Here is a 24,883-nt window from a genome sequence, read left to right on the forward strand (position 1 = left end):
TTATCCTCTTGCCGCTAATGCGGTTACGCGGTCGTAGGCTGCACCGCTGTGTAGCACGTCCAGCACTTTCTTGACGTTCGCCTTCAGGTCTTCATGACCGTACAGGCGCATCAACATGGCGACGTTTACCGCGACGGCGGACTCATGCGCGGTCTCGCCTTTACCTTGTAGCAAGCGCGTCAGAATGTCACGGTTTTCTTCCGGCGTACCGCCCGCCAGCTCGGCCTGGTGGTAGGGCTTGAGGCCGAAGTCGTCGGCAGTCAGCTGATAGCTTTTGATTTCGCCATGGTTCAGCTCGGCAACCACGGTCGGTGCATGCAGCGACACTTCATCCATGCCGCCGCTGTGTACCACCGCCGCACGCTCATAACCCAGCACACGCAGAGTCTCGGCAATCGGCAGCACCAGCTCCGGGCTGTAAACGCCGATCAGCGCCATCGGCGGGTGCGCCGGGTTAATCAGTGGCCCCAGCACGTTAAACAAGGTGCGGGTTTTCAACTGCTGGCGAACCGGCATGGCGTAGCGGAAACCGGTGTGATACTTCGGTGCGAACAGGAAACAGACGCCCAGTTCGTCCAACGCCGCGCGAGACTTGTCGGCGTTCATGTCGAGATTGATACCAAATGCCGCCAGCAGGTCTGACGAGCCTGATTTACTGGAGACGCTGCGGTTACCGTGCTTGGCGACCTTCAGACCACAGGCCGCGGCCACAAAAGCGCTGGCGGTAGAGATGTTAATGCTGTTGCTGCCATCACCGCCGGTGCCGACAATATCGGCAAACGGATAGTCCGGGCGTGGGAACGGTGCGGCGTTCTCCAGCAGCGCGGTGGCGGCGCCGGCGATTTCGTTCGGGCTCTCGCCGCGAATTTTCATACTGACCAGCGCGGCGGCCAGTTGCTCCGGTTTCACTTCGCCGCGCACCACGGCGGAAAACAGTACGTGGCTTTCCTGCTGGCTCAGCGTTTGTGCCTGATACAGTTTTTCCAGAATCGGCTGGATGGTGTTGCTCTGCTCCAGCTTCTGCAACGCCCATGCCAGCGTTTGTTCCAGCAGACGCGCACCCTGGGTAGTCAGGATGGACTCCGGATGGAACTGAAAGCCGCAGACGCGATCGGCATCGTGACGAACCGCCATCACCATGCCATTAAAGTGGGCGTTGATGGTCAAGCCGGCCGGAATGTTGCTGCCGACCAGCGAGTGGTAGCGCGCTACCGGTAGCGGATTGCTTAAGCCTTCAAACATGGCCTGGCCGTCGTGCTCAATGCTGGACGCTTTGCCATGCAGAATTTCGCCGGCCTGGCCGACGTAGCCGCCGTAGGCTTCCACGATGGCCTGATGGCCGAGGCAGATGCCGATAATCGGCAGCTTGCCGCGCATACGGGTCAGCAGCTCCGGCATGCAGCCGGCTTCGGACGGCGCCCCCGGCCCCGGGGAGAGCATCAGCACCGGGTTATCCATAGTGCCGAGACGGTCGATTAAGGTCTGAGCTGGAACGTGATTACGGTAAATGACCACGTTATGCCCGTTCGCGCGCAGCTGATCTGCCAGGTTATAGGTAAATGAGTCGATGTTATCGAGCAGCAGAATGTCAGCCATCAGAAAATCTCCTGTGCATGATGCGCGGTGGCAATGGCACGCAGCACCGCGCGCGCTTTATTACGGGTTTCATCGGCTTCAGACTGCGGGATGGAATCCAGAACCACGCCTGCGCCAGCCTGAACGGTGGCGATACCGTTTTCAACAAACGCAGAGCGAATAACAATACAAGTGTCCAGGTCGCCGTGTGCGGTGAAGTAGCCCACCGCACCGCCGTAGCTGCCGCGGCGCTTGCCTTCGGCGGCGGCAATCAGCTGCATCGCGCGCACTTTCGGTGCCCCGCTAAGGGTGCCCATGTTCATGCAGGCGCGATACGCGTGCAGCACGTCGAGATCTTTACGCAGCTCGCCGACCACGCGGGAGACGAGATGCATGACGAACGAGTAGCGATCAACTTTGGTCAGGTCCGCGACGTAGCGGCTGCCCGGGGTGCAGATGCGCGCCAGATCGTTACGCGCGAGGTCAACCAGCATTAAGTGCTCCGACAGCTCTTTGTGGTCGGTGCGCATCTCCAGCTCAATACGGCTGTCGAGGTCGCGATCCAGCGAACCGTCGGCGCGACGGCCGCGCGGACGGGTACCGGCAATCGGATAAATTTCAATCTGGCGGCTGGTAGCATCGTACTTCAGCGAACTTTCCGGCGATGCGCCGAACAGGGTGAAGTCGTTGTCCTGCATAAAGAACATGTACGGGCTCGGGTTGCTCTTCTTCAGCACGTCGTAGGCCGCCAGCGGTGACGGGCAGGGCAGTGAGAAGCGGCGAGACGGCACCACCTGGAAAATTTCCCCGGCGCGAATCGCTTTTTGCATCTTGCGCACGACGTCGCCGTACTCTTCATCGCTTTGGTTAGTTTCACAGCGCATGGTGCTGATTTCTTCTACCGGTAGCGCCGACGGCGGCTCATTGAGCTGCTGGCGAACCTGGGCAATACGCTCAAGCAGGCGATCTTTTTCCGCTGCTGATGGCGTAAACAGGCTGGCCTGAATGCGGGTGCTTTTGGTCTGATGGTCGATCACCAGCAGCGTTTCTGCCAGGTAGAAGCAGTAGTCCGGGCAGGCGGTGTCGCTGTCAAGATGCGGTAAATCTTCAAACCCGGCAACCAGGTCGTAGGCGAACAGGCCGCCAAAGAACATGGCTTCGCGTTCGTTCTGCGGCACGTTGACCAGCGTTTGTAACAGACGGAAGGCGTCGAAGACCGACAGCGAGCACAGGCGGGCATCTTCATCCAGCAGCGCACTGACCGCCGGGAAGCGCAGGACGCGGCCGTCAGGCTGATGCGTATTCTCAACGCCCGCGGGCAGTACCGCGTCCAGCAATGGCAGCAGAGACGCGCCGTTGGCGGAGAGCGCCTGAAGGGTGACGGTATCGCCCAGCGCGGTGATGCGCAGTGCGCTATCCACCAGCAGCAGGCTTTTTAAATCGTTTTTACTGTCAATGTCGGCTGATTCAAGCAGCAGCGTGGCCGGGCGCTTCGCGCAGAGTTGGTGAAACAGTGCGGTTGGGTTTTCACGGTAAATCGCGTCACTGGTCAGAAGCTCGAGCATGGGTTTTGGTGTTTGCATCGTTGTTCTCGCCTGTTCTGTATAATCTTTGCTTAATAAAAAGCCCGCTCATTGGCGGGCTGGTATCTGTATGCGTAACGCAGACGTGATGACTTCGCCCTATAGGGAAGTACGCCACCAACCGCCGTGCAGAGCAATCATTTTGCGAGCCATTTGCAGATACCTTTACTAAGTGAACTTGCGTACTAGTTAACTGGTTCATGAAGGCAAAGTCAACCCCTGATTTTAGAATTTCCCGTATTCCCGCTATGATAGGTCGCGAATAACTCTGAGTAGCACAAAGGAAGCCGTTTTGAGCGACACCAATTACGCAGTGATTTACGATCTGCACAGCCATACTCTCGCCTCGGATGGCCGCCTGACGCCGGAAGAACTGGTGCACCGCGCCGGGGAGATGCGCGTGGGGACGCTCGCCATCACCGATCATGATACCGTTGACGCCATTCCGCGCGCGCGGGCAGAAATTGCCCGCGCCGGGCTGCCGTTAACGTTAATTACCGGCGTTGAAATTTCGACGCTGTGGGAAAATCACGAAATTCATATCGTCGGGCTGAATATTGATATTGCTGACCCGGCGTTGACGGCGTTTTTACGCGCCCAGATCGAACGCCGCCAGCAGCGTGGCATGATGATTGCCGAGCGCCTGGAAAAGGCGCATATCCCCGGCGCGTGGGAAGCGGCGCTGGCGCTGGCCGACGGCGGAGCGGTTACCCGCGGCCACTTTGCCCGTTTTCTGGTCGAGCAGGGCAAGGCCAGCAATATCGGCGATGTCTTCAAAAAATATCTCGCGCGAGGGAAAACCGGTTACGTTCCGCCACAGTGGTGTACAATAAGGGAAGCTATTGATGTCATTCATCATTCGGGTGGGGTCGCCGTACTGGCCCATCCGGGGCGGTACAATTTGTCCGCCAAGTGGCTGAAAAGACTGCTGGCACACTTCAGTGAACACGGCGGTGACGCGATGGAAGTGGCCCAGTGCCAGCAGGCGCCTCACGAGCGCGCTCAGCTTGCCACCTATGCCCGTGAATACGGATTACTGGCGTCACAGGGGTCGGATTTCCATCAACCCTGCCCGTGGATTGAGCTGGGCCGCAAACTGTGGCTCCCGGCGGGCGTCGAGGGCGTCTGGCAGCGCTGGGAACAGCCGCAGAATACAACTGAGAGGGAAGCATGAGTCAGTTTTTTTATATCCATCCGGATAACCCGCAGGCGCGTCTGATTAACCAGGCGGTCGAAATTGTGCGTAAGGGCGGCGTTATCGTCTACCCAACCGACTCCGGCTACGCGCTGGGCTGCAAAATTGAAGATAAAGGCGCGATGGAGCGTATCTGCCGCATTCGTCAACTGCCGGACGGCCACAACTTTACGCTGATGTGTCGCGATCTGTCCGAGCTGTCGACCTATTCCTACGTCGACAACGTGGCGTTTCGCCTGATGAAAAACAACACGCCGGGTAACTACACGTTTATCCTGAAAGGGACGAAAGAGGTACCGCGTCGGCTGTTGCAGGAGAAGCGTAAAACCATCGGGATGCGCGTGCCGTCCAACCCGATCGCGCAGGCGCTGCTCGAAACCTTAGGCGAGCCGATGCTCTCTACCTCGCTGATGCTGCCAGGCAGTGAGTTTACCGAGTCTGATCCGGAAGAGATTAAAGATCGCCTCGAGAAAGTGGTCGATCTGATCATTCACGGTGGCTATCTCGGACAGCAGCCGACTACGGTTATCGACCTTACCGAAGATGCACCGGTGGTGGTGCGTGAAGGCGTGGGGGACGTTAAACCGTTCCTGTAATGCTTCTTATAACCCGGCGCCCGCCGGGTTATTGCTATTTCAAGGCTGCAATCTGCGCCAGCATCCACTGCTGTGCTTTTGCCTGTCCGCTGGATGGGCGGTAATAGACTTTTAGCGTATACGGTGGAATAGGGAATGGCGGTGCGTGTAGCGCCAGCTGGCGGGTATCAAACAGTTGATGCACACCACGGCGCGGTAGGGTAATCGCCAGATCGGTTCGACTGACGATGAACGGCGCCGACATAACGCTTGGCAGCTCTACCACCGTATTGCGGCTGACGTGGCGTGATAGCAGGTAGCTGTCAATCGGACGGTGGTGCTCGTTCCATGGGCTAACGACCACGTGACCGAGCTGGAGATACGTTTCTGGGGTCAGCGTCTCTCCCGCCAGCGGATGCCCTTTACGCACCGCAACAACATAATCATCGGTAAACAGCGCCAGCGACGCCAGGCCGTGGCGCGGTTGAACTTTTTCCTCTTCAAATCCCACCGCGAAATTAACGCGCCCTGCGAGTAAGTCTTCCAGCGCATCATATTCCCGTGAATAGATGATACGGACACGAATTCCCGGTGCAGCGGCCTGCAGGCGGGCAATCAGTTCGGGAAAGAAAACGGCGGCGGTATAATCGGTAGCCGCAAAGGTAAAGGTCTGAGTGCTGGTGGCGGGATCGAAGCTGTCGACTTTCCCCAATTCCCCATTGAGCGTTTCCAACGCACGGGAGATCGCGGGAAAAAGCGCGTCGGCTCTTGGCGTGGGCTGCATCTGGCTGTCCTGGCGGACGAAGAGCGGATCCTCTAACGCAACACGCAAACGCGCGAGCGCATGGCTAAAAGCCGATGGGCTGATGGCGAGCTCGCTGGCGGCTTCCGTCACGCTGCCAAGCCGGTAAAGCGCGTCGAACACCAGCAGCAGATTGAGATCGAGCAGGCGAAGATTATGATGCATGATATTCAGTTTAGTAGTGAAAAGAATGCAGCGTGTTCATATCATGTTAGCGCTAAAATAGCGACTTCTTATCGGAGTGCGTTAATCAGGAGGCATTGTGTCACACGTGACTTTTCGTCAGGCGACCGCGGCGGATATTGACCGCTGTTATGAAATCGAATCGGCGGCCTATCCGGCCGACGAGGCGGCAACCCGGGAAAAAATCGCCATACGTATCGCCCGCTATCCACAGGGCTTTTTGTGTATGGAGCTGCACGGAGAAGTGATCGGCTTTATTAATGCCGGCTGCGCCTGGGAGGTGGTGATGTCGGATGAGGCTTTTAAAGAGCTGGTCGGCCACGATCCGGCGGCACCCAATGCGGTCATTATGTCCGTCGTGCTGCATCCGGATTATCAGGGCCAGGGGCTGTCGACGCAAATGATGCAGGCCTTTATCGCCCACCTGCGTCAGCAGGGAAAAACGGCCATTTATCTGATGTGTAAGGCCCAGTACCTGGAGATGTATAAGCGTTTTGGCTATCAATTCCTTAAGCGCTCCGACTCGACGCACGGTGGCGAAGAGTGGTTCGAGATGATGCAAACCCTGTAGCGGGCGGCGGCGCTTTTGCTTCATTCAGACGCTATCATGTCGCGCGCGGTAGAAAAGGGCAGGAACAAGCTGCCCATTTCTTCTAAAATTCGTGTAGTATGTGCGGTCACCATTCTGGGCGGGTAGCCTGCGCTGTTGTAAAGCGCCGCTGCCGGCCTGTTTATGCGGCCCGGTGTATACTTCCCGCGCGGCTAATGAAGTCTCTAAGACGCCTGTGAAGGCGACACCTGAAGGAAGCTCAATGAGCGATAAAAGCGAAAAACTGCAAAAAGTGCTGGCACGCGCTGGCCACGGCTCCCGTCGTGAAATTGAAACGATTATTGAAGCGGGCCGCGTGAGCGTCGACGGCAAAATCGCCAAGCTGGGCGATCGCGTTGAAGTCATCCCTGGTCTCAAAATTCGTATCGACGGGCATCTGATCTCCGTTAAAGAATCCGTAGAACAAATTTGTCGCGTTCTGGCTTATTACAAGCCGGAAGGTGAACTGTGTACGCGTAATGATCCGGAAGGGCGTCCGACCGTGTTCGATCGCCTGCCTAAACTGCGTGGCGCACGCTGGATTGCCGTGGGGCGTCTGGACGTCAACACCTGTGGTCTGCTGCTGTTTACTACCGACGGTGAGCTGGCTAATCGCCTGATGCACCCAAGCCGTGAAGTTGAACGTGAGTACGCGGTACGTGTGTTCGGTGAGGTCGATGACACTAAGGTGCGTCAGCTTTCCCGCGGCGTGCAGTTGGAAGATGGCCCGGCGGCGTTCAAAACCATTAAATTCAGCGGTGGTGAAGGTATCAACCAGTGGTACAACGTGACCCTGACTGAAGGCCGTAACCGTGAAGTACGACGCCTGTGGGAAGCCGTTGGCGTACAGGTTAGCCGACTGATTCGCGTCCGCTACGGCGACATTCCGCTGCCGAAAGGCCTGCCGCGCGGCGGCTGGACCGAGCTGGATTTGGCGCAGACCAACTATCTGCGTGAGCTGGTTGAACTGCCGGCAGAAACGTCCTCAAAAGTGGCGGTGGAAAAAGACCGTCGCCGTATGAAGGCCAACCAGATTCGTCGCGCCGTGAAGCGCCATGCGACCACCGGCAATAGCGGTAACGGCGGCAACCGTCGTTCCAGCACGCGTAACAACCCGAAAGGGTAATGACGTAGGTTCCGGCGGGCGTCCGCCGGAACCATCTTCTCGTTTTCATTCTCTCCTGTGATTGCATTCACACTTCTGTATAAAGACAAAAAACAGGAATTCCCCAGACAAAGAACGCAAAGTGATAAAATAACCCCCGCCATATACTGTCGCTACAGATTACTTAAACAGGTAGCCCGAAATGGAAACAACCCAAAAACTCTCGGCAAGCTATGTGGTTATCGGCGTAAAAGAAAAAATTGGCTATGGCTTTGGCGATTTTGCCTCTAATTTATCCTTCGGTTTTGTTTCGCTCTTTTTATTATTTTTCTATACCAATATCTACGGCATTAGCGCCGTTCAGGCGAGCCTGATATTTGTGATTGCGCGGGTGGTTGACGCCATTTTCAATATTCTGATTGGCTTTGCGATTGATAAAACCCGCAGCCGTTACGGCAAGCTTCGCCCCTGGTTATTATATGGTTCAATCCCCCTTGGGTTATTAACCGTACTCTGCTTCCTGCCGTTTGGCGGTGAGGTGAAATTCTGGTTTGCGCTGTGCTCGTATACCCTTTATTGCCTGGCGTATACCGCCGTCAATACGCCGTATTCGGCCATGACTAACCGCTTAACGCAGCATGAAGCCTCGCGTTCATCGCTGTCCGTATATCGCTTCGTGCTGGCGATTGTCGGCTATCTGATTGTATCAACGACTGCAGATATTCTGATTTCTCCGTTTGATGACAAGCAAATGGGCTACGTTTTTGCCGTTTCCTGTTTTGCGCTGCTGGCGACGTTTTTGTTCCTGGCCTGCTTTGGCATGACCAAAGAGCGCGTGGGGGCAGAGGAAGATACGCCCGCGCCAACGCTGCGTGAAATGTTCCGTGCGGTAATGGGGAATGCGCCGTTGATTAACCTGTCTCTGTTTACCGTCTTTTTCTATATTGCCTATACGGTCTGGATGGCGATTGCTATCTACTTTATTAAATACATTATTGGTAATGAAGGTTTTACCTCCTCGTTCTTTATGATCCAGTCGGCGGCCTATATTTTGGGGACAGTCATTTCTGAGAAAGTCATCGCCGTCATGGGCAAAAAGAAAATGACCCTGGTGGCGCTGCTGATAGGCGTACTGGGGATGCTCATGCAGTATTTTGTTGCCGGTCATAATATCTGGCTGATTATGACCGGCGTCTGTTTATTCAGTATTACGCTAGGCATGGGATTCGTCGCCATGTGGTCAATGATTGCCGATACCGTTGAGTATGCTGAATGGCACCATGGCGTGCGTACGGAAGGCGCCATATACGGTTTCTTCAATTTCATCACCAAAATTGCCATGGCTATCGGCGGCGGCTGTGCCGGATGGATGCTCGATTACTACCACTACGATGCGGCTAACGTGAGCGCCAGCGCGCTGGCGGGAATCAATATTCTGATGACGCTGTTCCCCGGCGCGATGTTTGCGATCGGTGCCATCTTTGTGGCCAGTTACGCGCTGGATGAGAAAACCTATCGCGACATCGTACAAAAAATCAGCCTGCGTAAGCAGAATGCGCTTTAACCTCAGGGAGTCAGAGAAATGAATCGTGATTTTACCAGCATCATTACGGCAATGAGCGCCGAAGAGAAAGTTGCGCTGCTTACCGGAAGCGGCCTGTGGCGCACGGCGAACCTGCCACAGCATGGCATCCGCGACATTGTGATGACCGACGGCACCTATGGCGTGCGCTACAGCAGTGCGCAGATAGACGGTAGCGAGAAGTGGAGCATGGATGACTTCATCTCCGTCATCACGCAAACCGCCAATCAGGCCAGCGCTGAAGAATCGGCCGCGAAAGGGGGCAGTGAGGCTCTGTTTAGCGCGTCACTGCCGGCAACCTGCTTCCCGAACGGCTCCAGTCTGGCCTGTAGCTGGGACAGTGAACTGGTCTACCAAATGGGGCAGGCGCTTGGGCGTGAGTGCCAGCATATGGGTGTCGGCATTCTGCTTGGGCCGGGGATCAATATTCGCCGTACGCCGCTGGCCGGGCGCGGTTATGAATATTATGCCGAAGACCCGGTTGTAAGCGGCGATATTGCCGCCGCGCTGATTAACGGCCTGCAGGATGAGGGGGTGGGGGCAAGCCTCAAGCACTTTGCTGCCAACAACTCGGAATACCGTCGTACCGAGATGGATTCGATTATTGAAGAACGCGCGCTGCGTGAAATCTATCTCGCGGGGTTCCAGCGGGCGATTGCGAAGTCGCAGCCGTGGACGGTGATGTCCTCCTATAACCGCCTCAACGGCGTGCAAACCTCTCAGGACCCGTTCCTGCTGACGCAGGTGCTGCGTGAAGAGTGGGGATACGACGGTCTGGTGATGTCTGATTGGTACGGCGTGAAAGATCGCCCGGCGTCGCTGCTGGCGGGCAACGATCTGGCCATGCCGGAAACGCGTCGCGATAAACAGACGCTGCTGGCGGCCATTGAGGAAGGGACTGTACCGATGGCGGTGGTGGATCGAGCCTGTCTGCGAATGCTGACGCTACTGGATAAAGTACATCGTCACCGGCGGCCTGACGTGCAGGCGGACTTCCCTGCACATCACGCGCTGTCTCAACAATTGGCTGCTGAATCCATTGTATTGTTGAAAAATGAGCACGATCTTCTGCCGCTGCGTGCGGAAAAAACGCGACGTATTGCCGTTCTGGGCAAGCCCGCGCAGGAGCCGGTTATTCAAGGTTCAGGCTGTGCAACCACGGTACCGTACCTGCTTGACCGCCCGCTGGACGAAATTTTTGACCTCGCCGGGGACGATTTCAGCGTGAGCTGGGCGGTAGGGGCACCGGATGATGTCCACAGTGACGAAGCCGCGCTAGCGCAGGCGAAAGCGGTGGCCCAGGAAGCTGACGTCGCGGTGATTTTTGTCAGCACGGCCGTCGGTGAGGACGGTGAAAACGGCGATCGCCAGGATCTGAATATTCTCGCCGTGCATGAGCGGTTGATCCGCGAAGTCGCCTCGGTACAGCCTAATGTCGTGGTGGTGCTGGCTAACAGCGATGCGGTCGTGATGCCGTGGCTGGGGGAATGTAAGGCGCTACTGGAGACGTTCTTCGCCGGGCAGGGCATGGGGCGCGCGGTGGCCGAGATCCTCTTCGGCTTGCGTAACCCCAGCGGTAAGCTGACGGTGACGGTGCCAAATACGCTGGAAGAGACGCCCGCCTGGCTGCATTACCCGGGGGAAAACCTGCGCCATCACTACGGCGAAGGGCTGTTTGTTGGCTACCGCTACTATGATAAACGCCGCCTGACGCCGCTGTTCCCGTTCGGGTTCGGCTTAAGCTACACGCAATTTACCTACGCGAATTTGACTCTGGAGGCCACTCGGTTAGGGGCGGAGGACACGCTGGCGGTATCATTTGATTTGAGCAACGTGGGCCAGATTGACGGTAAAGAAGTCGTTCAGCTTTACGTCAGCGCGCCGCAGGGCGAGCTGATTCGTGAAGTCCGTGCCCTGAAAGGTTTTGATAAAATTGCGTTGGCGGCCGGGGAAACGCGGCGGGTAACGCTGAGGCTGCCGGTTGCGGAGCTGGCTTGCTATCATCCGGGGCTGGCAGATTGGCTGGTAACCCCGGGGACATGGCAGGTCCAGATTGGCGGCTCTTCCCGTGACCTGCCGTTGCAGGCGGAATTTACCGTTGACTGCCCGGCTCGCCATGTTCCGTTGCGCGACGATAACTCGCTGCAGCAGCTGATTCAGCAGCCGGAAGCGTTTGCCCGCGTGGTGCAGCTGATTAGCGATAAAAGCCATCTGCCTGCGGATCGGGTGCGGGAAAAGCTGATTCGCCTGGCCCCGGATCTGTTTTGCGGCCTGCTGATTGCATTGACGGAGTTCCTTGCGCTGGATATTGAGCGCGATGAGCTGAATGCAGTACTGGCAGGGCGGCCTTACCCGTAAGTACACAGGAGAGCGCGCGTGTTTCCTTTTTCAGTCACTCACCCGGGCCCGGTGGTACAAACCGGGCGGCAGACGGCCCACAGCGGCTATGAGCTGATTGCCTTCGACGCCGAGAAGCTGAACGTATTTGCCGCGGAGGTTCGCTACTGCGAACCCCACTGGCATCTTGCGCCGGAGCTTATCACCGTCCTCAGCGGCCGTTTTTCATTGACGGTTGGTCAGCGCAATGTGGAACTCGGGCAGGGGGAGATGCTGTACATCAATGCGGAAGAGGTACACGCGCTGAGTGCGCTAGAGGACGGGAGTCAACTGGTGACCGTCCAGTTTTCCCCCGGACTTTTTGATGAGCTGCACCCGGCGCCGGTACTGGACTGGCGGACATCTCGCCAGGCGCCGACTGACGCAGCTCGGCAGGTGTTTCAGCGGCTCATCGCGCTGCTGGCGCAGATTATTGATGAACGTGCGCCGTTTCAGCGCATCGCGGCAATTTACCTGTTGCTGGATGCATTAGTTGCCGGCGGCAAACCTACCCAGCGGGCGGAAAGTACGCTGCGGGAAGAGGCGATGATAAAAGAAGGCATTGACTACATTAACCAGCATTTCGACCGGCCGTTGACGCTTAGCGATGTCGCCCACCATAGCGGCATGAGCTACTCGTGGTTTTCCAGGCTGTTTAAAAAGGTCAGTCGACACAATTTTAAAGAGTATCTGACGCTGGTGCGGCTCAACAAAGCCCGCACGCTGCTGCGTGATACGCGAACGCCGATTACGGAAATCAGCCACAGCTGCGGTTTTCAGGAGCATAAATCGCTGATCGCCGCGTTTAATAAATACTGTGGCCTAACGCCGACCGAATACCGAAAGCGCTTTATTTCGCGTCAGAATCTGGCGGAGAGTACCCTGGCACAGGGGGAAGATTGCCTGTGCCTGCCGCTCAACCGCGCGTTGCTCGACAGGCTCACGCTGCTTAGTAATCGATGCCAATCTGCGCCTTAATACCGGCTTCGAACGCGTGTTTTACCGGGCGCAGTTCGCTGACCGTATCGGCATAGTCGAGGATGTCACGGTGACAGCCGCGACCGGTGATGATGACCGTCTGGTGATGCGGGCGGCTTTTCAGCGCGGTTAACACCTCTTCCAGCGGCAGATAATCATAGGCCACCATATAGGTCAGCTCGTCGAGCACCACCATATCCAGGCTATCGTCGGCCAGCATTCGTTTGGCATGCTGCCAGACTTCAAGGCAGGCCGCCGTATCGCTTTCGCGGTTCTGCGTATCCCACGTAAAGCCGGTCGCCATCACCTGAAACTCAACGCCTAGCGGCTCAAGCAGGTTACGTTCGCCGTTAGGCCACGTGCCTTTAATAAACTGAATCACGCCGACGTTATGGCCGTGGCCCACAGCTCGGGTGGCGGTGCCGAAGGCGGCGGTGGTTTTACCTTTGCCGTTGCCGGTAAAGACAATCACGATCCCCCGGCTATCCTGGGCGGCGGCGACGCGGGCGGCCACGCGCTCTTTTACGCGCTGCTGGCGTTCACGGTAACGTTCATCACTCATTGGGCAATTCCTGGTTTACGCCCTGGCTGGGCATCAAAAGTCATGCCGGTTTTCCGCCGGCTATCGTCGCCCATCAGCCACAGGTAAAGCGGCATAATATCGGCAGGGGTTTTTAACTTCATTGCATCTTCCGTCGGGAACGCACTGGCGCGCATTTTAGTGCGCGTGCCGCCCGGGTTAATGCAGTTTACGCGCAGATGGCGGCTTTGGTACTCCTCGGCCAGCACCTGCATCATACCTTCGGTGGCGAATTTAGACACCGCGTAGGCCCCCCAGTTAGCGCGGCCCTCGCGCCCGACGCTGGAGGAAGTGAAGACCAGTGAACCGGCTTCAGATTCCAGCAGCAGCGGCAACAGTGCCTGGGTGAGCATAAAGGTGCCATTGACGTTCACCTGCATCACCTGCTGCCAGACCTGCGGATCCTGCTCGGCCATCGGGACCACGTCGCCCAATAGCCCGGCGTTGTGCAGCACGCCGTCAAGGCGCGGGGAGTGCAAACGGATTCGCTGCGCAAGCTGCTGGCAGTCCTGCGGGGTGCAGGTTAACAAATCCAGCGTGTAAATGTGGGCAGGCAATTCGCTGATTTTGCTGATTTCCTGCGCAACTGAACGCAATTTTTCTTCGCTGCGGCCCAGTAAAATGACGCTGGCGCCGTAGCGCGCGTAGGTGATTGCGGCTTCCCGACCGATGCCGTCGCTGGCACCGGTGACCAGAATGATACGGTTTTGCAACAAGTCGAGCTGGGGTTGATAGTGCACGGTTGCTCCTCTATGGCCCTTGCTGACCATATTTTATGTACTTTTCATGGCTTTTGGGCTTTATGCCTGAATCTGCTCGCTATTTCAATCAGCGAGCCGGAGAGACAACGTCTGATTAACAATTTGCAATGATTTCATTTGCAAAAAAGTCATTTGGAAGCCGCCTCGAAGGCTGATACTCGGGCCGAGACGCGCCGGGCTCGGTGTTGTACACTGAGCGACAGAATATGTGATTTTTGTACAAGGTGGATGTGTGGAATTACTTTTTCAGTATGGTCTGTTTCTGGCGAAAATCGTCACCGTTGTCGTTGCCATCGCCGTGGTGGCGGTGCTGATTGTTAATCTGACGTCGCGTAAGCGGCAGCGCGGCGAGCTGCGGATCACCAACTTAAGCGAGCAGCACAAGGACATGCAGGAAGACTTAGCCGTGGCGCTGCTTGATGGCCCGCAGCAGAAGCTGTGGCAGAAAGCGCAGAAGAAAAAGCTGAAGCAGGAGGCGAAAGCCGCGAAGGCGAAGGCTAAACAGGGTGAGTCGTCAACATCCAGCAAGCCGCGCGCCTGGGTTCTGGATTTTAAAGGCAGCATGGACGCTCACGAAGTGGCCTCGCTGCGCGAAGAGATTACCGCCGTATTGACGGTTGCGACTCCGCAAGATCAGGTGGTGCTGCGTCTTGAAAGTCCTGGAGGGGTGGTGCACGGCTATGGTCTGGCGGCTTCCCAGCTACAGCGTATCCGCGATAAGCAAATCCCACTGACGGTGGCGGTGGATAAAGTCGCCGCCAGCGGCGGCTACATGATGGCCTGCGTGGCGAACAAAATTGTCGCGGCGCCGTTTGCGATCCTCGGTTCCATTGGCGTGGTGGCGCAGATCCCGAACCTGAATCGTTTTCTGAAAAATAAAGATATCGACGTAGAGCTGCATACCGCCGGCCAGTATAAGCGCACGCTGACTCTGCTGGGCGAGAACACCGAAGAAGGGCGACAGAAGTTCCGCGAAGAGCTCAACGAAACCCACCACTTATTTAAAGACTTCGTGAAAGCGATGCGTCCGTCGCTGGACATCGAACAGGTTGCCACCGGTGAACACTGGTACGGTTCGCTGGCGCAGGAAAAAGGGCTGGTGGATGAAGTGGGCACCAGCGATGAGCTGCTGCTGGGGCTGATGGCCGACCATGAAGTGGTGAACGTGCGCTACACTCAGCGTAAAAAAATGATGGATCGCTTTACCGGCAGTGCTGCAGAAAGCGCCGATCGTCTGATGATGCGCTGGTGGCAGCGTGGGCAGAAGCCGATGCTGTAAGAGGCCTCCGTCTGAAATGACGACGCCCGGTAAACATCGTTTACCGGGCGTTTTTGTTGGGGCTTAGGCCAAGGCCTTACGCTCAGTCAACCAGGTGATACTTTTCAGATAGCTCGTGGGCGAGATACTTGAACATATTAAACACGGCTGTGCTTTTCGGCGTCGGCAGGCCCTGTTCATCCAGGAAGTACTCTCCGCTGAAAACCAGCACGCCGTTACGCTGTTCAACGCCCGTTGCTTCAATTCCGGCCAGGGTATCTTCGTGTTCGCGGATAAGGCGATTGGCTTCAATCAGCAGCGTCTGACGATCGATAGGTTGGCTATTCTTTGACATATTCAACTCCTCAACATTCTCGCGCTAGTGTACGCCGGGAGGATGCTGTGGGCAAATATTCCCGACGTTTACCAGGGGCAATCATTTTATCGCAAAGTTGGCACGAATGGTGTTTGCATGCTAATAAAGTTGCGTAACGAATTTTATCAGGTACAGTGTGACGCTTTCGGCAATCTGGCAGCAGATTTGCTTGACATTCGACCAAATATTCTTCGTGCTATAGCACCTGACGAAAAAAAGTCTGTAAACTCAGCCGCCTGGCCGCTTGCCTCAAAAGCCGGTCAGTAAAGGGTTGATATCCATTGGCGTTGCCGCAACATACAAGGTTTGTCGCCAGTGGGATGTGGAACATGTGCGATGTATTCCTGGAAGAATCAAATTAGGTAAAGGTGAATATGGGTAAAGCTCTCGTTATCGTTGAGTCCCCGGCAAAAGCCAAAACGATCAATAAGTATCTGGGTAATGACTACGTGGTTAAGTCCAGCGTCGGTCATATCCGCGATTTGCCGACAAGTGGCTCAGCCGCCAAAAAGAGCGCTGACTCTACCTCCACCAAAACGGCCAAAAAGCCTAAAAAGGATGAACGAGGCGCGCTGGTTAACCGCATGGGCGTCGACCCATGGCATGACTGGGCGGCACACTATGAAGTGCTGCCAGGCAAAGAAAAGGTAGTTTCGGAACTCAAACAGCTGGCGGAAAAAGCCGACCACATCTATCTCGCAACCGACCTTGACCGCGAAGGGGAGGCCATTGCATGGCACCTGCGGGAAGTGATCGGTGGAGATGAAACGCGCTACAGCCGCGTGGTGTTTAACGAAATTACCAAGAATGCGATTCGTCAGGCTTTCGAAAAGCCGGGCGAACTGAATATCGACCGTGTTAACGCCCAGCAGGCGCGTCGCTTTATGGACCGCGTTGTGGGTTATATGGTCTCGCCGCTGCTGTGGAAAAAGATCGCCCGTGGTTTATCCGCCGGTCGCGTACAGTCCGTTGCGGTGCGCCTGGTCGTAGAGCGCGAGCGCGAAATTAAAGCCTTCGTTCCGGAAGAGTTCTGGGAAGTTGACGCCAGCACTACCACGCCGAGCGGCGATGCGCTGGCGCTGGAGGTAACCCATCAGGGTGACAAGCCGTTCCGTCCGGTAAACCGTGACGAAACCATGGCGGCGGTCAGCCTGCTGGAAAAAGCCAGCTATAGCGTGCTGGAACGTGAAGATAAGCCGACCAGCAGCAAGCCGGGTGCGCCGTTTATTACCTCCACGTTGCAGCAGGCGGCAAGCACCCGTCTGGGCTTTGGCGTGAAGAAAACCATGATGATGGCGCAGCGCCTGTATGAAGCGGGCTACATCACCTACATGCGTACCGACTCAACCAACCTGAGTCAGGATGCGGTCAACATGGTTCGCGACTATATCGGCGATAACTTCGGTAAAAAATATTTGCCGGAGAACCCGAACCAGTACGCCAGCAAAGAGAACTCGCAGGAAGCGCACGAAGCGATTCGTCCTTCCGACGTTTCCGTTCAGGCGGAAGCGCTGAAAGACATGGAAGCGGACGCGCAGAAGCTGTATCAGCTGATCTGGCGCCAGTTCGTGGCCTGTCAGATGACGCCGGCACAGTATGACTCCACCACGCTGACCGTGAAGGCCGGGGATTTCAAACTCAAAGCGCGCGGTCGTACGCTGCGCTTCGACGGCTGGACTAAAGTGATGCCAGCGCTGCGTAAAGGCGATGAAGACCGCACGCTGCCGATGGTCAACCAGGGCGATAAACTGAGCCTGGTTGAACTGACCCCGGCGCAGCACTTCACCAAACCGCCTGCGCGCTTTAGCGAAGCATCGCTGGTGAAAGAGCTGGAAAAACGCGGAATTGGCCGTCCGTCTACCTATGCGTCGATCATTTCGACCATTCAGGACCGCGGCTACGTGCGTGCCGAAAACCGTCGTTTCTACGCGGAAAAAATGGGCGAAATCGTCACCGATCGTCTGGAAGAGAACTTCCGCGAGCTGATGAACTACGACTTTACCGCGCAGATGGAAGACCACCTCGACCGCGTGGCGAACCATGAAGCCGAGTGGAAGCAGGTGCTGGATCTGTTCTTTGGTGATTTCACCAAGCAGCTCGAAAAAGCTGAGAAGCCGCCAGAAGAGGGCGGCATGCAGCCGAACGAGATGGTACTGACCAGCATCGACTGCCCGACCTGTGGCCGTAAGATGGGGATTCGTACCGCCAGCACCGGTGTGTTCCTCGGCTGCTCCGGCTACGCGCTGTCGCCGAAAGAACGCTGCAAAACCACCATTAACCTGGTGCCGGAAAACGAAGTCCTCAACGTGCTGGAAGGCGACGATGCCGAAACCAACGCGCTGCGCGCCAAACGTCGCTGCCAGAAATGCGGCACGGCGATGGACAGCTACCTGATCGATCCGAAGCGTAAGCTGCACGTTTGTGGTAACAACCCGACCTGCGACGGCTACGAGATTGAAGAAGGCGAGTTCCGCATCAAGGGCTATGACGGTCCGATCGTCGAGTGTGAAAAATGTGGTTCTGAGATGCACCTGAAAATGGGGCGTTTCGGTAAGTACATGGCCTGCACCAATGACGAATGTAAGAACACGCGTAAAATTCTGCGTAACGGTGAAGTGGCGCCGCCGAAGGAAGATCCGGTGCCGCTGCCGGAGCTGCCGTGCGAGAAGTCTGACGCCTATTTCGTGCTGCGTGATGGCGCCGCTGGGGTATTCCTGGCCGCTAACACCTTCCCGAAATCACGTGAAACTCGCGCGCCGCTGGTGGAAGAACTGTTCCGCTTCCGCGACCGTCTGCCGGAGAAACTGCGCTACCTGGCCGACGCGCCGCAGCAGGATCCCGCGGGCAACAAAACGATGGTGCGTTTCAGCCGTAAAACCAAACAGCAGTACGTTGCCTCTGAAAAAGACGGCAAAGCGACGGGCTGGTCAGCGTTCTTCGTTGACGGTAAATGGGTCGAAGCGAAAAAGTAACGTTTTTCATCAAAACATCACAAAGGGCCGCATTGCGGCCCTTTTTTATAACCTCGTTATTATTTTTTGTTTCCATCTATACACACTTGCTATAAATGATATAGTGGTTATAGCCGATGCATTTCTTATGATTAAATCGTCTTTATGATCGATTTCTGAGTACAGACTGGATACAACCGCATGAAATTACAGCAGCTCCGCTATATCGTTGAGGTGGTAAACCATAACCTCAACGTCTCCTCTACCGCAGAAGGGTTATACACTTCACAGCCGGGTATCAGTAAGCAGGTCAGAATGCTGGAGGACGAGCTGGGTATTCAGATTTTCGCCCGTAGCGGTAAACATCTGACGCAGGTTACCCCCGCTGGACAGGAAATTATCCGCATTGCGCGAGAGGTGCTGTCGAAGGTTGACGCCATCAAGTCGGTTGCCGGGGAGCACACCTGGCCGGATAAAGGCTCGCTGTACGTGGCGACAACCCATACGCAGGCGCGCTATGCGCTGCCGGGCGTGATTAAAGGCTTCATTGAGCGCTATCCGCGCGTGTCCCTGCACATGCACCAGGGGTCGCCGACTCAGATTGCCGAGGCGGTCTCTAAGGGGAACGCTGACTTTGCTATTGCTACCGAAGCGCTGCATCTTTATGACGATTTAGTTATGCTGCCGTGCTATCACTGGAACCGTTCTATCGTGGTGACGCCGGAGCATCCGCTGGCGTCGAAAACGTCGGTCACCATTGAAGAGCTGGCGCAGTACCCGCTGGTCACTTACACCTTCGGCTTTACCGGCCGCTCTGAGCTGGATACGGCATTTAACCGCGCGGGCCTGACGCCGCGCATCGTCTTCACCGCTACCGATGCGGACGTGATTAAAACCTACGTGCGTCTGGGGCTCGGGGTGGGGGTGATTGCCAGCATGGCGGTCGATCCGATTTCCGACCCCGATCTGGTGAAGCTCGATGCGGACGGTATTTTCAGCCACAGCACCACTAAGATAGGTTTCCGTCGCAGCACCTTCCTGCGTAGTTATATGTATGATTTTATTCAGCGTTTCGCCCCACATCTGACCCGAGATGTAGTGGATACAGCGGTTGCGCTGCGCTCGAATGAAGATATCGAGGCCATGTTTAAAGATATTAAGCTGCCTGAGAAGTAATCCGTAATGATTATCCGCCTTCAGCCCTTGAAGGCGGAAATGCTTATAATACTCCCTAATAATCCCCTGTTTTTTATGCTGTCATCCTGCAATTTCAAGAAGTAAGAATTGTTTCTATTAGCCATTTAGCCACAAAAGTAGAAATAAATTTAAGGTAAGGCAAACTTCTTCGCGTAAATAACCCATGGCTGTCAAAAGATTAAATAAATCTCCGCCGCGGGTTCGTAAAATCGCTGGATCTTTGCTTAAAATTTACTTAGGATTTATCTCAATGATGATTAGTTGTAACAATTAATTGGTGTGAAAGTGATAAGTAATATCGATTGTGAGAGGGCGGTAATGACGTCAGAAAATAAAGCATCAGGCGTGAAACGTAAAGCCTGGCTGAGCGTGTTCCTCGGGTCTGCGCTGTTCTGGATTGTCATTGCGCTGCTGATCTGGAAATTCTGGGGCTGACATGCTGGCGTCCGAACGCATTAAGCCGAAGAAACCTCGCGCCCCGTTGGTAGAGAAGCCGGCCCGCGATGATGAGAATAAGGTTAAGCTCCCTGAAGAATGGAAACTGACGCCGGAGCAAAAGGAATTTATCGAACTCTTCAATCAGGATGAGAATAAGAAACAATAACAATATAGCTGTTTTGCCGCCGTCCGATCCCTCCTGTTTACCAGCCTGCTATTCCCCTTAGCTCTTTATTACGTCCCATCGCTGTCCCTGAATAAGGCGTTGATCGCATTTGTCATTCCGAGCCCTTTTCCGGCGTGTTCGGGCCTGTGTGTTATCTTTAATAAGGACCCTAAGGAGTGTCTGAGTACCGCAATTCCCGCCATTTAAGGAGGAGCTATGTCGTCAACCCTACGAGAGGCCTGCAAGGAAACGCTACAGGTCGATAATAAAACGTACCACTACTACAGTTTAGCGCGCGCCGCTGAAGCCTTGGGCGATCTCTCCCGCCTGCCCAAATCACTCAAAGTCTTACTGGAAAACCTGCTGCGCTGGCAGGATGGCGACTCGGTTACCGCGCAGGATATTCAGGCGCTGGCCGGCTGGCTTCATGGTGCCCATGCGGACAGAGAAATTGCCTATCGCCCTGCGCGCGTGCTGATGCAGGATTTCACCGGCGTACCGGCGGTGGTGGACCTGGCCGCCATGCGTGAAGCGGTAAAACGGCTGGGCGGCGATACCCACAAGGTTAACCCGCTGTCGCCGGTCGACCTGGTGATTGACCACTCGGTGACGGTGGACCGCTTTGGCGATGATGAGGCGTTTGATGACAACGTCCGCCTCGAAATGGCGCGTAACCACGAACGTTATACCTTTTTGCGCTGGGGGCAGCAGGCCTTCAGCCGCTTCCGCGTCGTGCCCCCGGGCACCGGTATTTGCCACCAGGTCAACCTTGAGTACCTTGGCCAGGCGGTGTGGAGCGAACAGCAGGGCAATGAATGGGTTGCCTATCCCGACACGCTGGTCGGCACCGACTCGCATACCACGATGATTAATGGTCTGGGTGTTCTGGGCTGGGGCGTCGGGGGTATTGAAGCCGAAGCGGCGATGCTGGGGCAGCCGGTCTCCATGCTGATACCTGACGTGGTGGGCTTTAAGCTGACCGGTAAACTGCGTGAAGGCATTACGGCCACCGACCTGGTCCTGACCGTTACTCAGATGCTGCGTCAGCTTGGCGTCGTGGGTAAATTTGTCGAATTTTACGGCGATGGGCTCGACGCTTTGCCGCTGGCAGACCGTGCCACGATTGCCAATATGGCGCCGGAGTACGGCGCAACCTGTGGTTTTTTCCCGGTTGATGAGGTTACCCTTGGCTATATGCGGTTGAGCGGGCGTAGCGACGCGCAGGTCGCGCTGGTAGAAGCCTACGCCAAAGCGCAGGGGATGTGGCGACAGAGCGGAGACGAACCGGTATTCAGTCAGACGCTGGCGTTGGATATGGGCACTGTCGAAGCCAGCCTGGCTGGGCCGAAGCGCCCGCAGGACCGCGTTGCGCTGGGCAGCGTACCGAAAGCCTTTAGCGCCGCGACGGAGCTCGAGGTTAACGGCGCGCCGCGTGCGAAACCGGCCGTTGGCTTCACGCTCGATGGTAAACAGCATGCGCTGCCGGAAGGGGCGGTGGTGATTGCGGCCATCACGTCGTGTACCAACACGTCCAATCCCAGCGTGCTGATGGCCGCCGGGCTGTTGGCGAAAAACGCCGTCGCGCGCGGCCTGAAGCCCAAACCCTGGGTCAAGGCCTCGTTGGCACCGGGATCGAAGGTGGTGTCCGAATATCTGGATTACGCCGGGCTGACGCCGTATCTCGACCAGTTGGGCTTTAATCTTGTCGGCTATGGCTGTACAACCTGTATCGGCAACTCCGGCCCGCTACCGGAACCGATTGAGCACGCGATCAGGCAGGGCGACTTAACCGTTGGGGCGGTGCTCTCCGGTAACCGTAACTTTGAAGGGCGTATTCATCCGCTGGTGAAAACCAACTGGCTGGCTTCTCCGCCGCTGGTGGTGGCCTATGCGCTGGCGGGCACCATGACGGTTGACCTGACGCAGGAGCCGCTTGGGGAGGATAGCCTGGGTAACACGGTATATCTGAAGGATATCTGGCCGAGCAGCGCTGAGATTGCGCATGCGGTGCAGCAGGTGTCGACCGATATGTTCCATAAGGAGTATGCAGAAGTGTTCGCGGGGACGCCGGAGTGGAAGGCCATCAGCGTGCCTGCCTCTGATACCTATGGCTGGCAGGCGGATTCAACCTACATCCGGCTGTCGCCGTTCTTTGATGAGATGGGCGTAACGCCCGATCCGGTTGAGGATATCCACGGTGCTCGCGTGCTGGCCATGCTCGGCGATTCGGTGACGACCGACCATATCTCCCCTGCGGGCAGTATCAAGGCCGATAGCCCCGCTGGGCGCTATTTGCAGGAGAACGGCGTCGCCAGCCGCGACTTCAACTCCTACGGCTCACGCCGCGGTAACCATCTGGTCATGATGCGCGGGACGTTCGCCAACATCCGTATCCGCAATGAGATGGTGCCTGGCGTTGAAGGGGGAATGACGCGACTGCTACCGGGCAACGACGTGATGTCTATCTATGACGCGGCTATGCAGTATCAGGCCCAGGGAACGCCGCTGGCGGTGATTGCCGGTAAAGAGTACGGCTCAGGATCCAGCCGCGACTGGGCGGCAAAGGGCCCGCGTCTGCTGGGCGTTCGGGTCGTTATTGCCGAATCGTTTGAACGTATTCACCGCTCGAATCTGATCGGTATGGGCATTCTGCCGCTGGAGTTCCCGCAGGGCGAAACGCGCAAAACGCTGCAGTTGACCGGCGAAGAGCGGATTGATATCGGCGGGTTACAGCAACTGAAGCCCGGCGCAACTATTCCGGTGCTGTTCACCCGCGCGGACGGTCAGCAGCAAACCGTGCTGTGCCGCTGCCGAATTGATACGGCAACCGAGCTGACCTACTACCAGAACGACGGCATTTTGCATTATGTGATTCGCAATATGCTGCATTAAAAAAAGGGGGCCGGTGACGGCCCCCAAAACGGACGATTGCAAAAGGAAAAACGGACCTGGCATGTTGAACAGCATCATTAATGCGTCCATGCGCTACACCACTAGCGCTAAAACCGATTTATTAAACTTTCTTGCCAGATAGTCGATGCTCAACTCATCGTTGGCGTAATTATGATGTAAATAATTCAGTAAATAAATGATTGAGTCTTCTTTTACACGGTTATTAATAATCAGAGAAATATGACCGCGCTGCAAGAATATTGCCAGCTGTATTAATAACGTTTCGAGCATCAGGGGGCGGTGAGCGAGTTCATTAATCAGCTCTTCATTTAATTGATTCGTGTAAAAGGCGCTGTGAACAAGAGTTTGATGGGTCGCCATAAACTGTTTTTCTGGCGCAAATTCGGCGAGGAGGGCGAGCAGCGGCGGTGTGAGAAAGGCCGGACGAATCAGAATATTCAGCAGCGACAGCTTTTCCACTTTCTCAAAGTAGTGCTCTTCATGCGGGGCCACCACGAACACGGAACCGCGGCTGATGGGCCAGGAAATCCCGTCAATGACGTGCATGCCGCTGCCGGAGGAAACGCAGACCATTTCATAGAAATCGTGAGCGTGCAGCGGGCAGATATCCTGATCGGCAATATGTTTAATCATCAATGAGGCGTTATCTGGGAAATAGGTCGCGTGGCGACGTAGTGTCATAGCCGGTACCTCCAGAAATATATTGTTTTTCAATAATACAACCTGATAAAGAAAAATGAAATGTTCTTTCATTAATCTGTGTGGCTTCACAGCTAATTTTTATTAGCTGCTATTTAATGCCGTGGCAAGACGGCTTTTTCGACCGTAAGGAGACAACCGCAGCATGTTTTTATATATTAGAGGAATCTATGAACGAAAATAAACTATTAGGTCTGGCATGGATCTCGCCCTACATAATAGGGTTACTGGTGTTTACCGCATTCCCCTTTGTATCATCGTTCCTATTGAGTTTTACTCAATACGATCTGATGAGCCCGCCGCAGTTTACCGGTATTGAAAACTACCGGTATATGCTGACGGAGGATGGTCTGTTCTGGAAGTCCCTTGGCGTGACCTTTGCATACGTTTTTGTCACGATTCCCCTCAAGCTCGCGTTTTCGCTGTGCATTGCCTTCGTGCTTAACTTTAAGCTGCGTGGCATCGGTTTTTTTCGCACGGCTTATTACATTCCCTCGATCCTCGGCAGTTCGGTCGCGATTGCGGTGCTGTGGCGAGCGCTGTTCGCCATTGATGGGCTGCTGAACAGCTTTATTGGCGTATTTGGCGTTGACCCGATTAACTGGCTTGGGGAGCCGCCTTTAGCGCTGCTCTCGGTCACGCTGCTGAGCGTATGGCAGTTTGGTTCGTCGATGGTGATCTTTCTCGCTGCATTGCAAAACGTCCCGCAGTCGCAATATGAAGCGGCGATGATCGACGGTGCGACAAAATGGCAGATGTTTTTGAAAATCACGGTGCCGCTGATTACCCCGGTTATCTTCTTTAACTTCATTATGCAAACCAGCGGTGCCTTTCAGGAATTTACCGCGCCGTACGTTATCACCGGCGGTGGCCCAACGTATTACACCTACCTGTTCTCGCTGTACATCTATGATACCGCCTTTAAATACTTCGATATGGGCTATGGCGCTGCGCTAAATAGCTGCGCGGAATAGTAGATCACTGAAAGGGAACTCAGCCCG

Annotated in this window: 20 protein-coding genes, 1 pseudogene and 1 other annotated feature; of the genes and pseudogenes, 14 read left to right on the top strand and 7 right to left on the bottom strand. The window is 55.8% G+C overall.

Going from position 1 to position 24,883, the window contains the following annotated elements; genetic code table 11:
• Positions 1-1,596, bottom strand: a complete 1,596-nt coding sequence (gene trpD / locus H7R58_RS09850; RefSeq protein WP_182929043.1) for a bifunctional anthranilate synthase glutamate amidotransferase component TrpG/anthranilate phosphoribosyltransferase TrpD — start codon at positions 1,594-1,596, stop codon at positions 1-3.
• Entirely contained in the window at positions 1,596-3,158 is a 1,563-nt protein-coding gene (locus tag H7R58_RS09855) for an anthranilate synthase component 1 (RefSeq protein ID WP_106926587.1), read from the bottom strand. The genes trpD and H7R58_RS09855 overlap by 1 nt, the downstream gene beginning before the upstream one ends.
• 34 nt (positions 3,159-3,192) lie before the next feature.
• Positions 3,193-3,284, bottom strand: a sequence feature (Trp leader region).
• A gap of 166 nt (positions 3,285-3,450) precedes the next feature.
• Between H7R58_RS09855 and rnm the strand changes: the two genes are divergently transcribed.
• Both rnm and H7R58_RS09865 read left to right on the top strand, forming a co-directional pair.
• Complete coding sequence (gene rnm / locus H7R58_RS09860) at positions 3,451-4,332, top strand: RNase RNM (RefSeq protein ID WP_106926589.1); 882 nt, start codon at positions 3,451-3,453, stop codon at positions 4,330-4,332.
• Entirely contained in the window at positions 4,329-4,949 is a 621-nt protein-coding gene (locus tag H7R58_RS09865; RefSeq protein ID WP_106926591.1) for an L-threonylcarbamoyladenylate synthase, read from the top strand. The genes rnm and H7R58_RS09865 overlap by 4 nt, the downstream gene beginning before the upstream one ends.
• 34 nt (positions 4,950-4,983) lie before the next feature.
• Here H7R58_RS09865 and H7R58_RS09870 read toward each other — a convergent pair whose 3' ends face one another.
• The gene (locus H7R58_RS09870; RefSeq protein WP_197974839.1) at positions 4,984-5,895 is read right to left on the bottom strand and encodes a LysR family transcriptional regulator; all 912 of its coding nucleotides are present in this window, start codon (positions 5,893-5,895) and stop codon (positions 4,984-4,986) included.
• Between the two features lie 97 nt (positions 5,896-5,992).
• Here H7R58_RS09870 and H7R58_RS09875 point away from each other — a divergent pair, with 97 nt between their 5' ends.
• The 5 genes from H7R58_RS09875 to H7R58_RS09895 all read left to right on the top strand — a co-directional run bounded on the left by H7R58_RS09875 (position 5,993) and on the right by H7R58_RS09895 (position 12,543).
• Entirely contained in the window at positions 5,993-6,484 is a 492-nt protein-coding gene (locus tag H7R58_RS09875; protein WP_182929042.1) for a GNAT family N-acetyltransferase, read from the top strand.
• Between the two features lie 241 nt (positions 6,485-6,725).
• Positions 6,726-7,628, top strand: coding sequence for a 23S rRNA pseudouridine(2605) synthase RluB (gene rluB / locus H7R58_RS09880; RefSeq protein ID WP_182929041.1), 903 nt, complete (start codon positions 6,726-6,728; stop codon positions 7,626-7,628).
• Positions 7,629-7,809: 181 nt separating this feature from the next.
• Positions 7,810-9,171: an MFS transporter gene (locus H7R58_RS09885; RefSeq protein WP_182929040.1), complete on the top strand. Its 1,362-nt coding sequence runs from the start codon at positions 7,810-7,812 to the stop codon at positions 9,169-9,171.
• A gap of 18 nt (positions 9,172-9,189) precedes the next feature.
• Positions 9,190-11,547: a beta-glucosidase gene (locus tag H7R58_RS09890; RefSeq protein WP_182929039.1), complete on the top strand. Its 2,358-nt coding sequence runs from the start codon at positions 9,190-9,192 to the stop codon at positions 11,545-11,547.
• An 18-nt stretch (positions 11,548-11,565) separates the two neighbouring features.
• Entirely contained in the window at positions 11,566-12,543 is a 978-nt protein-coding gene (locus H7R58_RS09895; protein ID WP_106929044.1) for a helix-turn-helix transcriptional regulator, read from the top strand.
• On the opposite strand, the gene cobO is transcribed toward H7R58_RS09895, so the two are convergent.
• Both cobO and H7R58_RS09905 read right to left on the bottom strand, forming a co-directional pair.
• The gene (gene cobO / locus H7R58_RS09900; protein ID WP_106929043.1) at positions 12,515-13,105 is read right to left on the bottom strand and encodes a cob(I)yrinic acid a,c-diamide adenosyltransferase; all 591 of its coding nucleotides are present in this window, start codon (positions 13,103-13,105) and stop codon (positions 12,515-12,517) included. The two genes, H7R58_RS09895 and cobO, sit on opposite strands and share 29 nt — an antisense overlap.
• Positions 13,102-13,863 (bottom strand): YciK family oxidoreductase, encoded by a 762-nt coding sequence (locus H7R58_RS09905; RefSeq protein WP_182929038.1) that lies wholly within the window; start codon positions 13,861-13,863, stop codon positions 13,102-13,104. The genes cobO and H7R58_RS09905 overlap by 4 nt, the downstream gene beginning before the upstream one ends.
• A gap of 253 nt (positions 13,864-14,116) precedes the next feature.
• Here H7R58_RS09905 and sohB point away from each other — a divergent pair, with 253 nt between their 5' ends.
• Positions 14,117-15,163: a protease SohB gene (sohB, locus tag H7R58_RS09910; RefSeq protein ID WP_182929037.1), complete on the top strand. Its 1,047-nt coding sequence runs from the start codon at positions 14,117-14,119 to the stop codon at positions 15,161-15,163.
• Positions 15,164-15,245: 82 nt separating this feature from the next.
• On the opposite strand, the gene H7R58_RS09915 is transcribed toward sohB, so the two are convergent.
• Positions 15,246-15,497 (bottom strand): YciN family protein, encoded by a 252-nt coding sequence (locus H7R58_RS09915; protein WP_106929037.1) that lies wholly within the window; start codon positions 15,495-15,497, stop codon positions 15,246-15,248.
• Positions 15,498-15,892: 395 nt separating this feature from the next.
• Here H7R58_RS09915 and topA point away from each other — a divergent pair, with 395 nt between their 5' ends.
• The 5 genes from topA to acnA all read left to right on the top strand — a co-directional run bounded on the left by topA (position 15,893) and on the right by acnA (position 23,162).
• Positions 15,893-18,490 (top strand): type I DNA topoisomerase, encoded by a 2,598-nt coding sequence (gene topA / locus H7R58_RS09920; protein WP_182934709.1) that lies wholly within the window; start codon positions 15,893-15,895, stop codon positions 18,488-18,490.
• 180 nt (positions 18,491-18,670) lie between these two features.
• Positions 18,671-19,645, top strand: coding sequence for an HTH-type transcriptional regulator CysB (cysB, locus tag H7R58_RS09925; protein WP_035892921.1), 975 nt, complete (start codon positions 18,671-18,673; stop codon positions 19,643-19,645).
• Between the two features lie 339 nt (positions 19,646-19,984).
• Positions 19,985-20,101, top strand: coding sequence for a YmiA family putative membrane protein (locus tag H7R58_RS09930; RefSeq protein WP_106929033.1), 117 nt, complete (start codon positions 19,985-19,987; stop codon positions 20,099-20,101).
• A gap of 1 nt (position 20,102) precedes the next feature.
• A complete protein-coding gene (locus H7R58_RS09935; protein WP_182929035.1) occupies positions 20,103-20,270 on the top strand; it encodes a hypothetical protein in 168 nt (55 codons plus the stop codon).
• 216 nt (positions 20,271-20,486) lie between these two features.
• Complete coding sequence (acnA, locus tag H7R58_RS09940; protein WP_182929034.1) at positions 20,487-23,162, top strand: aconitate hydratase AcnA; 2,676 nt, start codon at positions 20,487-20,489, stop codon at positions 23,160-23,162.
• A gap of 93 nt (positions 23,163-23,255) precedes the next feature.
• Here acnA and H7R58_RS09945 read toward each other — a convergent pair whose 3' ends face one another.
• Positions 23,256-23,936 carry an AraC family ligand binding domain-containing protein gene (locus H7R58_RS09945; protein ID WP_106929029.1) on the bottom strand — a complete coding sequence of 227 codons (681 nt, stop codon included), beginning with the start codon at positions 23,934-23,936 and terminating at the stop codon, positions 23,256-23,258.
• A gap of 116 nt (positions 23,937-24,052) precedes the next feature.
• Between H7R58_RS09945 and H7R58_RS09950 the strand changes: the two are divergent.
• Positions 24,053-24,838 (top strand): annotated as a pseudogene (locus H7R58_RS09950) (carbohydrate ABC transporter permease); the annotation flags it as partial.
• Positions 24,839-24,883 lie beyond the last annotated feature (45 nt).

Source organism: Klebsiella sp. WP4-W18-ESBL-05, from assembly GCF_014169075.1.
Lineage (GTDB): Bacteria > Pseudomonadota > Gammaproteobacteria > Enterobacterales > Enterobacteriaceae > Kluyvera > Kluyvera ascorbata_B.

What these genes read in the sequence shown, in the direction of transcription:
- trpD (WP_182929043.1), bottom strand. Translation starts at nt 1,596, where the DNA reads ATGGCTGACATTCTGCTGCTCGATAACATCGACTCATTTACCTATAAC.
- H7R58_RS09855 (WP_106926587.1), bottom strand. Translation starts at nt 3,158, where the DNA reads ATGCAAACACCAAAACCCATGCTCGAGCTTCTGACCAGTGACGCGATT.
- H7R58_RS09865 (WP_106926591.1), top strand. Translation starts at nt 4,329, where the DNA reads ATGAGTCAGTTTTTTTATATCCATCCGGATAACCCGCAGGCGCGTCTG.
- H7R58_RS09870 (WP_197974839.1), bottom strand. Translation starts at nt 5,895, where the DNA reads ATGCATCATAATCTTCGCCTGCTCGATCTCAATCTGCTGCTGGTGTTC.
- rluB (WP_182929041.1), top strand. Translation starts at nt 6,726, where the DNA reads ATGAGCGATAAAAGCGAAAAACTGCAAAAAGTGCTGGCACGCGCTGGC.
- H7R58_RS09885 (WP_182929040.1), top strand. Translation starts at nt 7,810, where the DNA reads ATGGAAACAACCCAAAAACTCTCGGCAAGCTATGTGGTTATCGGCGTA.
- H7R58_RS09890 (WP_182929039.1), top strand. Translation starts at nt 9,190, where the DNA reads ATGAATCGTGATTTTACCAGCATCATTACGGCAATGAGCGCCGAAGAG.
- cobO (WP_106929043.1), bottom strand. Translation starts at nt 13,105, where the DNA reads ATGAGTGATGAACGTTACCGTGAACGCCAGCAGCGCGTAAAAGAGCGC.
- H7R58_RS09915 (WP_106929037.1), bottom strand. Translation starts at nt 15,497, where the DNA reads ATGTCAAAGAATAGCCAACCTATCGATCGTCAGACGCTGCTGATTGAA.
- topA (WP_182934709.1), top strand. Translation starts at nt 15,893, where the DNA reads ATGGGTAAAGCTCTCGTTATCGTTGAGTCCCCGGCAAAAGCCAAAACG.
- cysB (WP_035892921.1), top strand. Translation starts at nt 18,671, where the DNA reads ATGAAATTACAGCAGCTCCGCTATATCGTTGAGGTGGTAAACCATAAC.
- H7R58_RS09930 (WP_106929033.1), top strand. Translation starts at nt 19,985, where the DNA reads ATGACGTCAGAAAATAAAGCATCAGGCGTGAAACGTAAAGCCTGGCTG.
- H7R58_RS09935 (WP_182929035.1), top strand. Translation starts at nt 20,103, where the DNA reads ATGCTGGCGTCCGAACGCATTAAGCCGAAGAAACCTCGCGCCCCGTTG.
- acnA (WP_182929034.1), top strand. Translation starts at nt 20,487, where the DNA reads ATGTCGTCAACCCTACGAGAGGCCTGCAAGGAAACGCTACAGGTCGAT.
- H7R58_RS09945 (WP_106929029.1), bottom strand. Translation starts at nt 23,936, where the DNA reads ATGAAAGAACATTTCATTTTTCTTTATCAGGTTGTATTATTGAAAAAC.